We start from the raw sequence: 13,217 nt of genomic DNA on the forward strand, positions 1-13,217 counted from the left end.
GGCAGGCTGTTTTTCCGGAGTCATGGATAGGCATCTTCATGCGTTCCAAGCAGACAAGGCTTCTTGACTCAATTTCGGATGCGTTTCCTGTGTGCGCAACACATGCAACACTTTCCTTGCGACAGGGCGACGAGATTGACTCATATAACACACCTCCCCCGGATATCGTGCCAGCTGACTGGCGTAATATTCCTGATGGCGATCTGGAGGCCTTCCATTGGGGATTCACGCATCTCGACACCGATTCTTGGCGCTTCTATTTGCCTGCTTTCCTTGCATATTCAATTCGACACATGTCCTGCGGCGAATCGCTCGTAATTCATGCCTGTCTCGGCAATCTTCGGCCACCAGACAGGATTCCAGCGCGTTTCAACACGCTCAACGACCAGCAACGGCGGACTGTGGTCAGCGTGTTGGAGTTTCTGGCGTTTGACTGCGAATCGGGTTTCGCGGCTGCCGCCTGTCAGGTCTTGGAGGAATATTGGATCAAGAACCCGTTTAACTCGGATACCTGATGCGTATTTCTTTCGATATTGATGACACTTTGGTCATCCACGCCCCGAACACGCCGACGGAACCCCGACGCTTTCCAGTCTTCGTTCACCGTTGGTTTGGCGAGCCTCTTCGTCGAGGCACTTGTTCACTGATGGCCGGGCTGCGCCGTCGCGGATGTAGCATTTGGATTTATACTTCATCAGGCCGCACACCATTTGGCATTCGCTTGTGGATGTTTTTGTATGGCATTCGAATTGATGGAGTAATCAACGACGAACGACATCGGCGCAATTTGAGCAAACACCGGTTTATTCGCATGCCATCAAAGTTCCCGCCTGCATTTGGCATAGATTTGCACATTGATGATTCCGAAGGCGTTTTGATGGAGGGACGGGATCACGGCTTTCGCGTGATTGTCGTCAGCCCGCATGATGAGCGGTGGACAAAAAAGGTGATGGATGCAGTAGATGCCGTGGATTCGGACATTCTTCCAAAGACTCCGGTCATCCCTACGCCGCCGCGCGGGTCAGGCGGTCGTTGAGGGCGGCGGCGAGGGCGCGGTCTTTTAACGCGGGACTGGCAGGGGCAAGCTCGGCGTGGATTCTTTTCCAAATTTTTTCCGGACCGTCGAGGGCTCGCAGGGCGGCGAAGAGGTTATGCGCGGCTTCGCCCAGGTCTTGTTTCTCAGAGAGCGGAAAGATGTTTTCGTCCCGGAGTTTTTCGGAGGCGAAGAGCGGGAGAACGGCTTCGTTCTTGGGAATGCGGGCGATAAGCGCGGGCGTGATGCGGGCGTGCAGCACAACGGGGGTTTTCGGGCTGTAGTGTTTGCTCAACATTCCCGGGGCGAGTTCGGCGCGGGCGGTTTTGGCGGGGCGTTTTTTTGCAGCCGCGGTCACGGGCACGCGAAGGACGCGGGCGATTTCAGCGGCGCCGATTTTTCCGGGGCGCAGAATTTTCGGGCAGCGCGGACCGCGCAGGTCGACAATAGTCGATTCGAGCCCGATGTCGCAATCACCGCCGTTTAGGATATGACGAATTTTTCCACGCAAACCGTCGCGCACATGCGCCGCGCAGGTGGGGCTGATGTAACCGAAGGGGTTTGCGCTCGGGGCGACGAGCGGCAGGCCGCACTTTTTGAGGAGCGCGCGGAAGAGCGGATGCGCGGGCATGCGAACGGCAACGCTCGGCAGTCCGGAGGTGGCGAGGTCGGGCACGGTGTCCTTTTTCGGGAGGACGAGCGTGAGCGGGCCGGGCCAGAAGGCGCGGGCGAGTTTTTCCACGGCGGGATTGCGGTGCGCGAGTTGATCGAGTTGCGCGAGGTCGTGGATGTGAACAATGAGGGGATCGTTTGCGGGGCGGCCCTTGGCGCGAAAAATGGCGGCGCAGGCATCAGTGGAGAACGCATTGCCCGCGAGCCCGTAAACCGTTTCGGTGGGCACGGCGACGAGCTCGCCGCGTTGAAGAGCCGACGCAAGCATGGCAAGGTTGCGCGGCGTGCCGCGATAGATGCGGGTTTTGAGGAAAGGCATCGGGGAAAAGTTTAGGTTTTAAGTTTAAGAGTGGCTGACTGTCGCTTCGCTCGAAACCGGCACTCCGGCCCTTGGTTTTCTGATTTTCAACCTTCAGGCTTCCATCTCTTCAGTTCTTCTCTCCAGAGGGCACAAAAAAGGCCGGAAGCATCCGGCCTTGGAAAGGTTGTTGCGCGGAACGATGGCCTGCCTTACTGGGCGAGGAGCATGTTGCGCGAGCGCTTGATGGTCTTCGTGATGCGGCGCTGCTGCTTGGCGGTGAGGTGCGTCCACTTGCGCGGGAGAATCTTGCCCGTGTCGGAGACAAAGCGGTTCATAAGCTGCGGCGCGGTGAAGGGAAAGTTCTCCGGCGTGAGGCTCTGTTGTTGTGGTGCGTCGGGCTGTTCTGTCGTGCTCATTTGAAAAAGAATGTGAATAGATAGGCGCTGAATCCCCGCTGTCAACAGGCGATTTTAAGCGTTTTTTTGGCAGGCGACGGTCAACTCATCTCAAATATTTTCGATGAATGAGGCGTTGCTTCCAAACCAAGCGGCGGTTGGCGGGCTGCCGGCCTCCGGTCTCGAAACCAAGTCACGGGGACGAGGCGCAGCGCGTCCCGCATGCCCTTATGCCTTTGGTTTTCGTGGCGGGTTGGTCACAGGGGCGGTTTCCTTGGCGTGTATTCGGGTGTCAATTCCGGTAACGGTGGCGATTGAGCGCTTTATCAATAATCTCATTGTATCTGTCCTCAAAATACGCATGCGTGGCGAGCTCCACATGTGTGAGCTGTTGCTGGTCGCGCCAGATTGCCAAAGTCACATGAAAAAAGCCGCATCTTCCATATGCGGAATACGAGCCACTGCGATTGTTCACCGGAGTCAATGCAATGCCCCGCGACTGAAAATATGCCCGCATTTTGGAAACAACCGCATCGCGCGTTTCATCCGTCGCATAAATGCAAGACTCAGCGCGAATCATTGGATGCGATACCGTTTGCTCATAGATGACATTCTCCCTTCGCACCTTGTCCCCTGGCAGCGGCGCGTTCGCGATCAAATCGGAAAATGTATAAAATGCCCCCGACATCGGCTCGCCGTGGCGAACCGTGCGAACCCATCTGGAGCCCGCTCTTTCACCGTAACTAAAACCGCATGTCGTGCAGGCAAGCGCCTCATTGCCCTTGCCCGCGCCGGCGGCAACCACGGTCTCATGCCCAAACGCGCATGACGTTGGAGGGCCAAAGTCGCAAAGCGGCAGATAGTCATCGTTGTGAAGCGCAACGGGAATAACCGTGACTCGCACCGGAACCGTGCGCGTGTATAACGCAAACGCGGCGATCACAAAAATGTAGGTGATCCAGCGGAACCTCGATATTTTGCGAAGAAAAGGGCTTTTTTCAGGAAATGGAGCGGTCATGGAATTAATGTGGTTGCACGCAATTAACACGCGCAACTCGGGGGAATATTAATGACCAAAAGCGGCCGCCCGAAAAAACTGCGGTTCTTCCCTCATTCCCGCACGAATTTATCCTTTGGCACCGGCAGGGACAGCTCGTTCAGTTTCCCCGCGGCGGAGACAACTTCGTAGGCTGTGCGGAAATGCAGCTTGCCGAACTCGCCCAAGGCGCGCGCGCCAAAACGCTCGATGATTTCCGTCGCCTGTTTTTTCACAAGGGGGCCCGCGCCTTTTTGCAGTTTTGCGCCAAAACGCTTTGAAAGTTTTTGCATCTGCCGCACGTATTCCGCGCGCGCGCAAATCGACGCGGCGGCGACGACCGGGTCCTCCTCCGCCTTCGTGCGCATGCGCAATTCGAACCCCTTCAGATTCTTCTTTTTCAATTCGCGTTGCACGAGCGGCTGCTCGCTGAACTGGTCGAGCAAACCCCACGGCACTTTTTTCTTGGCAAGCGCGGCAATCAAGCCCCGCGCGTGCTGCCAGGCGAGAAGCAGGTTCAGATTCGCGCGAGGACGCATCATGAGCTCGTTGTATTTTGTCATGTATTCCCACGCGAACACCTCCACGACCACGCCCGGTGTTTTGCGGATAATCTCGTCGAGTTTGACGATTTTGGTGTCGGCAACTTTTTTGGAATCGCGCACCCCCTCCTTGATCCATGACTCGATGGCCGCCTTGTCGGCAATGACCGTCGCAGTGATCACGGGGCCGAAAAAGTCACCCTTGCCGCTCTCGTCGAGGCCGGCGTGAGGCTCGAACCAGTCGGGGTGCAGCACCTCGTCGTAGCCGAGCTTGGCCGCGCCGGTGATTTCCGGCTCGATCACGTCGCGCACAAAATCCTCCGTGCCCTTCCCCGCAATGACGACCTTGCCGCTCGTGTAGGCGGTGACGTTGAGTTTCAGGTGGTCGGCCTTGTAGGCAAAACGCGAATACGCGACCTCGAACGACAGCCACAGGCGGCGCTCGCAGTAGGCGCGCAGTTTTTCCATCTGCGCGTCGTCGAGCTTGATTGTGTAACTGCTGAGTTTCTTCGGTTCCTCGTCTTTTGAGGGTTTCTTTTTTGCCATGAACTATAGGCCGCAAAATTCCCGCGAAATCACGAGCAGAAAAATCAATTCGCTGCCGCGGCTAAACGCGCCCGGACGCGGACGCGCCGCAAGATTATGCTTTTCGCATGAGCAACTTTTCACTTTTGATCCACCGCTTATGTCGCAAATCCAGCGCCAATATTTCGGCACCGACGGAGTTCGCGGCCCCTTCGGCGGGCCGGTGATCAACGAAATCTTTGCCGCGCGCCTTGGCATCGCCGCCGCGCGCTTCGCAAAAACCGGAAGAGTGCTCATCGGGCGCGACACGCGCGAGTCGGGTCCGCCGCTGCAGAAAGCCGTCGCCGCCGGACTCGCCTCGGCGGGCATGGAACCGGTCATTCTCGACGTCATCCCCACCCCCGCGCTTGCGATGGCCGTCGTCGCCGAGGGCGCCTCGCTCGGCATCATGGTCACGGCCTCGCACAACCCCGCCACGGACAACGGCATTAAATTTTTCAACGCCTCCGGCCTCAAACTCACCGATGCGCAGGAAGTCGAAATCGAATCACTGCTCGGCGACGAAGCCACCGCCCGCGACGCCCTGGCCCGTTTCGCATCGCGGCAAGGCGCCCCGCAAACACAACCACCGCCCGCCATCGGGGAACTGCGCGCGTATTTGGACAAAATGGCGTCGGTCCTTCCCGCGCGCGCACTCGACGGATGGTCCGTCGTCCTCGACACCGCCAATGGCGCGACCTGTGTCACCAGCCCGAGCATACTCGCCTCGCTGGGCGCAAAACTCACATTGCTGGGCAACGAGCCCGACGGCCGAAATATCAACGCCGGCGTCGGCAGCGAGCATCCGCAACCACTCGCCGCGCGCGTGCGCGAGACCGGCGCGCGGCTCGGCATCGCGCACGACGGCGACGGCGACCGCTGCGTCCTCTGCGACGAGCGCGGGGAGGTTTTGGACGGCGACGAAATCCTCACGCTGCTCGCCCTCCACGCGCTCCGGCAGGGCAAGCTCGCCGCCGGCACGCTTGTCGTCACCGTGCACAGCAACCTCGGCGTCGACGCCGCCGTCCGCGCCGCCGGGGGCAAAGTCGCGCGCTCCAATGTCGGCGACCGTTACGTGGCGGAAAAAATGCGGGAAACCGGCGCCACGCTCGGCGGCGAATCGTCCGGCCATATTATTTATTCCGAAATTTCCTCGACCGGCGACGGACTGCTCGCCGCGCTCAAAGTCCTCGAGGTAATGCTCGCCACAGGCAAACCGCTTTCCGAACTGCGCCAAGGGTTGAAAAAATTTCCGCAAGCGACAATCAACCTTCGCGTGCGCGAAAAAATCCCGCTCGCCCGGCTCCCAAAACTTTCAGCCGCCATCGGCGCGCTTGAGCACGAACTCGGGGACAGGGGCCGCGTGCTCGTCCGCTACTCCGGCACCGAGGCCAAACTGCGCCTCCTCGTCGAAGGCCCGTCGGACGCGATTGTGCGCGCCGGCGCCGAAACGCTCGAGGCCGCCGCGCGAAGCGAACTGGAAACAACGGCGTAAGGCTCGCGCACGCGTTCCGCGGCTGCCATGTTTTTCAGGGGCGAACTTGCCAACCGCGCGATGAGCCCCGCTTTATTTCCTCACTTTTTGCATCCATGACACTCGATCTTTGGCAATGGCTCGCGGTTGTTTTTGCCGCGCTCCTCGTTGGTTTCTCCAAGACCGGAATCGCCGGGCTCGGCATTTTGTTTGTCGCGATTTTTGCGAGCGTGCTGCCGAGCACCAAACAGGCGTCGGGAATCGTGCTGCCGCTGCTTATCATCGGCGACACCATCGCCGTGATCGCATACCGGAGGCACATGCGCTGGACGCATTTCTGGAAACTTTTTCCATGGGCCGCGCTCGGCGTGTTTGCAGGCTGGCTCGCGATGGGACGCATCGACGACGCACAGGCGCGCCTGCTCACGGGCGCGATCATCGTCGCGCTCACGGCAATGCACATCTGGCGGCGACGGCAGGCGTCGCGGCGCTCGGCGGCGGGCATCACCGATGAGCCCGCCCTGCCCGTCTGGTTTGCGCCGATGATCGGCGTGCTCGCCGGATTCACCACGCTCATCGCCAACGCCGCCGGTCCGCTCGCCGTGATTTATTTTCTGACGATGCGCCTGCCCAAGATGGAATTTGTCGGCACCCACGCCGTGTTTTTTATGATCCTGAACTGGTTCAAGGTGCCCTTCATGGTGTCGCTCGGACTGATTAATTTTGATTCGCTCAAGTTCAACGCCGTGCTCATCCCCGCGGTGCTGGCCGGCGCCGTGGCGGGCCGGTGGATGCTTGGCCGCATCAACCAAAAGATTTTCGAGAACGCGACTCTCGCGCTCGGCGCGCTCGCCGGGCTGAACCTGCTGTTGCGATAGGGCGATCCTCCGCCGACCGGGGGCATCGCGCCCTCCGGGAAACAGCCCGCTCGCAGTTCCTACGAAAGCCTGTCCGAGCCGAACATCACGAACAAATTGCCCAAATCGTTTTTCACGAACTCCGCGCGATAGCGTTTCTCGAGCTGGCCCTCGCGGGTGAGCTGGCGTTCGAGCGCCTCATCGGGATTTTCCGGCACCAACGACGGATTGCGCAATTGCTCGCGCTCGGCGTCGCGCTCGGCGAGCCGCGAAATCAGCTCGTCCCAAAAAATGGCGTTCTCATATTGTTCGAGCGTCGTCGCCGCCGGCGAATCCGCCTCGAGGTCCATTGACGGGTGATAAAAATCCTCCACCTCCTCATCCGCCTCCACATAGTTCGGACAGGCACCTTTTTGCGCGGCGAGTTTGTAAATTTTTTGAACAAGCTCGCCGTAACGCCCGCCGCCCGCCCCGGCATTATCACCAGCCTCGAGCACAACATTTTCGCCCATGTAAACGAGTTCGACCAACCGCCTGAATTCCTTGCGGGTAAGAGTGATGTTCATGCCCCGAGCATTTTGCGAAACCCTCGCGCGTCAATCCCGAGTAACGCCCCGCGGCGCGGCTTCGCGCTATGGCCGCCCGCCTGCATCGTCCGCATTTTGATTATTTGCGGCGGAGCGCGCATCGGCGGCGCTCGCGAGGCGGTTCAGAAGCGTGCCCGCGCCCATCACGACGGGCCCCTTGTGCTGCCCCGGCCGCGCGGCCCACGGTGCGGCGGAGGCCAGGCGTCGCGCCAGCAAGTAGGTGACGCCCATGAAAAACACCGACATGATGCCGACATACGAATACCCGACGAGGCGACCCGTCTCCGGGTCGCTCGAAACAAGCAATCCCGCGCACATCGTCGCGAGTCCGCCGCCCGCCTGCTGCACCGCCGCGTTCACGCTCATGAAACCTCCGCGATAGCGCGCCTCGACGGCGTTGGCGATCATCGCCATCGTCGGGCCGAAGCGCGACGACATCGTCGTTGTGAAAAACGTCGCCGCCATCAACGCCGGCACCAGCGACACGCGCGGCAGGTTCGTGAGAAGCACCACCGCGCAGATGGCGATGGCCGAAAAAACCCCAATCAGCCGCACCTTGTCGCAACGATCCGTCCAGCGGCCGATGAGCGGCGTGGTCATGAACGTCACCGCGCCGCCGCACAGGTAGATGAGAAACAAGTCGTCCTCGGGGATGCCGGCATTGGCCACCATCGCGGGAGCCATGAGCGGGATCACCGACGCGCCGCCAAAAACCAGCGCGATCGTCAGCACGAAACAGCGCCTGTGAACCGGGTGCGTGACGATGTCGCGCATTTGCCCCCACGGATTCGACGCCGGCGCAAACGCCTGGATCGACGGCAGGGTTTTCACACCCACGCCAAACACGATCGCGCTCATCCCCACGAGCATGAAAAACGGCGCGTGCCACTCAAACGCCCCCGTGAGCTTGAGTCCGAGCGGAATGCCCATGATCGACGCCAGCGGAAACGCCGCGCCCACAATGGCCATCGCGCGCCCGCGCTGCTCCGGCGGTATGATGTCGCCCACCATCGCCACGACCACCGAGCTCGCCACGCCGCCAAAGGCGCCCGCCGCGCAACGCGCCGCAAGCAGCGCCCAATACGTCGGCGCCAGCGCGCAGCACAACGTGGACAGCGCAAACCCGCCGTAAAGCGTGAGCAGCGCGTGCTTGCGATTCACACGATCGAGCACAAAACCCGCCAGAAACCCCGAGACCGCCGCCGCGAGCCCGTAAACGGCGACCAGTCTCGTGAACTGCCCCGGCGTGATTGAAAACACCGCCATCAGCCGCGAGCCGAGCGGCTGCATGATCATAAAATCGAGGATGTGCGTGAACTGCACCGCCGCCAGCACGAACAACGTGAGACGTTCGTTAATGGGTTTTCCGTTCGGAAGCGTTGCGGGCGTGAAGCTCATAAATAAACCGCGAACCATGCCCCCGCGCCCCCAAAACTGCTAGCCATTATTTTCCCATCCGCCGAAAAACAACGCGCGTAAGCGCGCTTCCGGCCGGCGCTCCGTAACGCGCATGGCGACATCGCGGAATGACATGCCGCGAGAACAACAGCAGAAGGGGCAAACAAAGCGGCGCGCCTGAAAAATGTTTTTGAACCGCGGATGCGGACGCGAGCCGTCCGCCATATTTATATTTTTTGCGAAAATAGCTTTCATGAAACAACTCACTCCCGTAACAAATGCGCTGTTACATAAAAATAATCTTTGCGACTTCATGCAATCACCTCACTCAAACAACCCCACTTGCGCAGTTTTCGCCACGACCCAGTGGAATGTTGTTTACGCCGCCGCGCAATCACAGCAACCCGGCGCGCGCGACGCGCTCACGCAACTCTGCCGCAACTACTGGACGCCCCTCTACGCCTTCGCGCGCCGCCAGGGACTCGAACCGCACAGCGCGCGCGACCTCGTCCAAGGTTTCTTTGAGTCACTCCTCGCCAACCGCACCTACGCAAACGCCACGCCCACGCGCGGAAAATTCCGCACCTTTCTCATCGGCGGATTAAAACATTACCAAAACGGCCTGCGCGACCGCGCCAACGCCCAAAAACGCGGCGGCGGCGCGCCCATGCTTTCGCTCGACGAAAACATCGCCGAAACCCACTACGCCGCGGACTCCACCACGCTCACCCCCGAAAAAATCTACGAACGCCAGTGGGCGCTCGCCGTCATCGACCACGCGCTCGCCAATCTGCGCGCCGAGTTCGCCGGGACCGGCGACGGCGCGGCATTCGACATCATGGCGCCGTTCCTCACCGGCGACAGCGCGCAGTCCTACGACGACGCCAGCGCCGCGCTTGGCATCACCGCCTCGGCCTTCAAGGCGCAACTGCACCGCCTCCGCGTAAAGTTCCGCGCGCACCTGCGACGCGAAATCGCCGGCACCGTCGGCACACCGCTCGAAATCGACGAGGAAATGCGCAACCTGCGCCAGGCCCTCGTTTCCTGACTCCAAAACAAAACCGCAACCATCCGGGGAAAAATCCCAATATCCCCGGTGAACCAGCCACACTCCCCCCTTGGACTTTACACCCGCCAGCACCTGCCCGCGTTGCCATAACCCGATGCCGCCCCCCGTCGGCGGCATGCCGCCCCTATGCCGCGTCTGCCTGCTCGACGCCGCGCTCGACATCACCGACGAAACCGTCGACACCCAATCCCCCTTCGCCCTTCCCTCGCCCGCCGAACAGGGCAACTTCGGACACTTCGTGATGGAGGAGGAAATCGGACACGGCGGCATGAGCATCGTATATCGCGCGCGCGAGTGCGAATCGAACCGCATCGTCGCGCTCAAGATGCTCCAGCTCTTTCTGCTGCGGACCCCGGAAATGCTCCGCCGATTCGAGATCGAAGTGCGCGCCATCGCCAACCTCGACCACCCGAACATCATGCCAATGTATGAGGTGGGCCAGCACGAAGGCATCCCCTACTTCAGCATGAAACTCGCCGAGCGCGGCTCGCTCGCGAAAAATATGGACGCCTATCGCGGCAAACCCCGCGACACCGCCCGGCTCGTCGCCAAACTCGCGCGCGCCGTGTTTTACGCCCACCAGCGCGGCGTCATCCACCGCGACCTCAAGCCGGGCAACATACTTCTCGACGCCAACGGCGAACCCTACATCGCCGACTTCGGCATCGCGAAATTCATGAACGCCGACGGCGACGACGCATGCCACACCACGGCCATCGGCACGCCAAACTACCTCGCGCCCGAGCTCGTCAAGGGCACCTCCGGCGAGATCACCCTCGCCGCCGACATCTACGGCCTCGGCGCAATTCTCTACGAACTGCTCACCGGCCGCCCGCCCGCCATCGGCAAGACCCCGCTTGATGTCATCGACAACCTCTCCAAAGGCCCGCCTCCCCAGCCCCGCACGCTCAATCCCGCCATCCCCCGCGACCTCGGCACGCTCTGCATGAAGTGCCTCGCGCACAACCCCGCCGAGCGCTACAACAGCGCCGCCGATCTCGCCGACGACCTCGGCAACTACCTCGCGGGCCGCCCCGTGATGGCCAGCCCGCCCAACCTCGCCGGCCAGTTCTGGCGCTTCTGCCGCCGCCAGCCCGTCGTCACCTCGCTCACCGCCGGCATCATCCTCCTGCTCGCCACCATTGCCATCAGCAGCGTGCGTTACGCCATTGACATTACCGCGCAACGCGACCGGGCCCTCCACGCCGAGGAATCCGCCCAGAACCAGCTTCACAATTCGCTCCTCATGCAAATGCGCCTCGGGCGGCAAACGGGAAAGGCGGGCCACCGCTTCGACGGCCTCGACGTCCTCCGGCAGGCCGCCGCCATACGCATCACCGACGAGCTCCGCAACGAAGCCGCCGCGCTCCTCGCCCTCACCGACATCCGCGTCGAGCGCACCCTCGAGGCGCGCCCCTCGCAAGCCTACGCCATCGCCTTCGCCCCCTCGCTCGAATACTACGCCGTCTGCACCGCCAGCCGGGAGGTCTCGCTCCGAAGCACCGCCGACAACTCCGAGCTCGCGCGTTTTCCCGGCACGGGCCAGTCCATCATCTCGCTCTCGGAATTTTCACCCGACGGGCGCCACACCGCATCGCGCCATTACAGCGGCCACATTCGCGTGTGGGACGCGCGCGAGCGCCGGCTCGCGTTTGAGCTCGAAAACCGCACCCCGCGCAGCCGCCCCTACATGAGCTCGCGATTCTGGTTTGGCTGCGCGTTTTCGCACGACGGGAAAACCGCCGCCATCGAATTGCCCGACGGCGGCTACACGTTGCACGACATAAACGACGCCGGGCGCGAAACCGCGCGCCTCCCCCTCCCCCGCGGCCCGCTCGCCCTCGCCTTCGACTCCTCCGACAAACGCCTCGCCGTCTCCAACCGCAGCACATCGACCGCCGAGATTCGCGACACCGCCACCGGAAAAGTCCTGCATGCGTTTCAACATCCCGCGCGGGTCATTTCACTCGCATGGGAGCCCGACGGCTCGCGCCTCGCCGTGGCCTGCCTCGACACAAACATCTACCTCTGGAACACCGCCACCGGCGAATGCGACCGCGTTCTCGGCGGCCACCGGGACCGCGTCCACCACGTGGCCTACTCGCCCGACGGACGCCTCCTCGCGTCCACCTCGGTTGACAAGACCATCATCCTCTGGGATTCCGAGCGCGGCACGCGCCTCGTCACCCTGGCCGGCCACGGCGACGAACCCGTTCTGCGCTTCTCGAACGACGGCGCGCGCCTTGCCACGGGCGATTTCAGCGCAACGGTGTCCATCCTCGAAATCGCAACCGGCGATGACATCTGTCTCACCTTCACCCCGCCGGGCAACGCCAGCATGTCCGTCATCACCGCCGGCGTCGATTTTTCGCCCGACTCGCGCTGGCTCGTCACCTCGACGCGCGAGGCGGTTCACCTTTGGAACCTGCAACGCAACCGTCTCGCCGCGGTCCTGCGCCCCGGCCCCGAAACCGAAACCTCGGCGCTCTTCACGCCCGATGGACGCTCGATGCTCGTGGCCAGCCGCAACACCGGCCTGACAAGTTATCCCTTTGACACAAACGCTGCGGACAATCCCCTCGGCGCCCCTGTCAAGCTCATGACGGAAAAGGGATTCACCCTCAGCGACTTTGGCTCCAGCGCGCAACACGCCATCCTCACGCATCGCAGCCAGGGAATCGCCTTGCTCTGGCCGCTCTCGCCCGCGGCGGGCAAACCCCGCCGCATCCGGGTGCAAACCGAGGCGTGGGACGCCGCGCTCTCCGCCGACCGCAAAACGCTCGTCACCACCTGCGCCGCGCAAGGCGACCGGCCGGACTCGAAACGCCTTCAACTCTGGAACGTCGAAACCGGAACGCAAATCACCGAACTCGAAGGCGGACAAGGCGGCCTCGTGCGATTCTCGCACGATGGGAAACGCATCTTTTCATCGAGCCGCGGCGCGCGCGGTTTTCACATCTGGGATTTTCAGTCGCTCGAACCGGTTTCCACCGCGCCCGTTTTTTCCGGACTCTTCGCCTACAACCTCTCCGCGGACGGACGCTATCTTTGCGTCCCCGTGCAGCGCGACATATGGCTGTATCAAGGCGTCAACTACGAAACACCCGTCATCAAGCTCACACCGCCCGGCGGGCCGAGCCAGATTCCCAAGATGGCATTCAACCACGACGGGGGCCTGCTGGCGATCCACGAAAGCGACGGCGTCGTCCACCTCTGGAATCTGCGCAACCTGCGCGCCGCGCTCGCCAAATACAACCTCGACTGGGGCGATCCGGCGCAGTGAGCGCGC

The 13,217-nt window shown here is 61.8% G+C and carries 13 protein-coding genes; 6 read left to right on the plus strand and 7 right to left on the minus strand.

The window, feature by feature from the left end:
- Nucleotides 1-38 precede the first annotated feature (38 nt).
- Together M2447_RS05950 and M2447_RS05955 are read left to right on the plus strand one after the other, a co-directional pair.
- Complete coding sequence (locus M2447_RS05950; protein ID WP_277557811.1) at nt 39-515, plus strand: DUF6714 family protein; 477 nt, start codon at nt 39-41, stop codon at nt 513-515.
- Nucleotides 515-1,036: a hypothetical protein gene (locus tag M2447_RS05955; RefSeq protein WP_277557812.1), complete on the plus strand. Its 522-nt coding sequence runs from the start codon at nt 515-517 to the stop codon at nt 1,034-1,036. Before M2447_RS05950 ends, M2447_RS05955 begins: the two co-directional genes overlap by 1 nt.
- On the opposite strand, the gene M2447_RS05960 is transcribed toward M2447_RS05955, so the two are convergent.
- From M2447_RS05960 to rnhC, 4 genes are all read right to left on the minus strand, one after another.
- The gene (locus M2447_RS05960) at nt 1,005-2,024 is read right to left on the minus strand and encodes an L-threonylcarbamoyladenylate synthase (RefSeq protein WP_277557813.1); all 1,020 of its coding nucleotides are present in this window, start codon (nt 2,022-2,024) and stop codon (nt 1,005-1,007) included. The genes M2447_RS05955 and M2447_RS05960 overlap by 32 nt on opposite strands.
- A 191-nt stretch (nt 2,025-2,215) precedes the next feature.
- Nucleotides 2,216-2,422, minus strand: a complete 207-nt coding sequence (rpsR, locus tag M2447_RS05965) for a 30S ribosomal protein S18 (protein ID WP_108825708.1) — start codon at nt 2,420-2,422, stop codon at nt 2,216-2,218.
- A gap of 271 nt (nt 2,423-2,693) precedes the next feature.
- Nucleotides 2,694-3,419, minus strand: coding sequence for a hypothetical protein (locus M2447_RS05970; RefSeq protein WP_277557814.1), 726 nt, complete (start codon nt 3,417-3,419; stop codon nt 2,694-2,696).
- A gap of 92 nt (nt 3,420-3,511) precedes the next feature.
- Nucleotides 3,512-4,525, minus strand: coding sequence for a ribonuclease HIII (rnhC, locus tag M2447_RS05975; RefSeq protein ID WP_277557815.1), 1,014 nt, complete (start codon nt 4,523-4,525; stop codon nt 3,512-3,514).
- Between rnhC and glmM the strand changes: the two genes are divergently transcribed.
- Together glmM and M2447_RS05985 are read left to right on the plus strand one after the other, a co-directional pair.
- Nucleotides 4,524-6,038: a phosphoglucosamine mutase gene (gene glmM, locus M2447_RS05980; RefSeq protein WP_277557816.1), complete on the plus strand. Its 1,515-nt coding sequence runs from the start codon at nt 4,524-4,526 to the stop codon at nt 6,036-6,038. The two genes, rnhC and glmM, sit on opposite strands and share 2 nt — an antisense overlap.
- Nucleotides 6,039-6,133: 95 nt before the next feature.
- On the plus strand, nt 6,134-6,895 hold the full coding sequence (locus M2447_RS05985) for a sulfite exporter TauE/SafE family protein (protein WP_277508830.1): 762 nt from the start codon (nt 6,134-6,136) through the stop codon (nt 6,893-6,895).
- 59 nt (nt 6,896-6,954) lie between these two features.
- On the opposite strand, the gene M2447_RS05990 is transcribed toward M2447_RS05985, so the two are convergent.
- The 3 genes from M2447_RS05990 to M2447_RS06000 all read right to left on the minus strand — a co-directional run bounded on the left by M2447_RS05990 (nt 6,955) and on the right by M2447_RS06000 (nt 9,174).
- The gene (locus M2447_RS05990; protein ID WP_277508831.1) at nt 6,955-7,440 is read right to left on the minus strand and encodes a hypothetical protein; all 486 of its coding nucleotides are present in this window, start codon (nt 7,438-7,440) and stop codon (nt 6,955-6,957) included.
- 66 nt (nt 7,441-7,506) lie between these two features.
- On the minus strand, nt 7,507-8,859 hold the full coding sequence (locus M2447_RS05995; RefSeq protein WP_277557817.1) for an MFS transporter: 1,353 nt from the start codon (nt 8,857-8,859) through the stop codon (nt 7,507-7,509).
- Nucleotides 8,860-8,898: 39 nt separating this feature from the next.
- Nucleotides 8,899-9,174, minus strand: coding sequence for a hypothetical protein (locus M2447_RS06000; RefSeq protein WP_277557818.1), 276 nt, complete (start codon nt 9,172-9,174; stop codon nt 8,899-8,901).
- Between M2447_RS06000 and M2447_RS06005 the strand changes: the two genes are divergently transcribed.
- Nucleotides 9,173-9,907: a sigma-70 family RNA polymerase sigma factor gene (locus M2447_RS06005; RefSeq protein WP_277508833.1), complete on the plus strand. Its 735-nt coding sequence runs from the start codon at nt 9,173-9,175 to the stop codon at nt 9,905-9,907. The genes M2447_RS06000 and M2447_RS06005 overlap by 2 nt on opposite strands.
- Nucleotides 9,908-10,022: 115 nt before the next feature.
- The gene (locus tag M2447_RS06010) at nt 10,023-13,211 is read left to right on the plus strand and encodes a protein kinase (RefSeq protein ID WP_277557819.1); all 3,189 of its coding nucleotides are present in this window, start codon (nt 10,023-10,025) and stop codon (nt 13,209-13,211) included.
- The last annotated feature ends 6 nt before the right edge of the window (nt 13,212-13,217 follow it).

Source organism: Ereboglobus sp. PH5-10 (assembly GCF_029504735.1).
In the GTDB taxonomy this organism is placed as follows: Bacteria; Verrucomicrobiota; Verrucomicrobiia; order Opitutales; family Opitutaceae; genus Ereboglobus.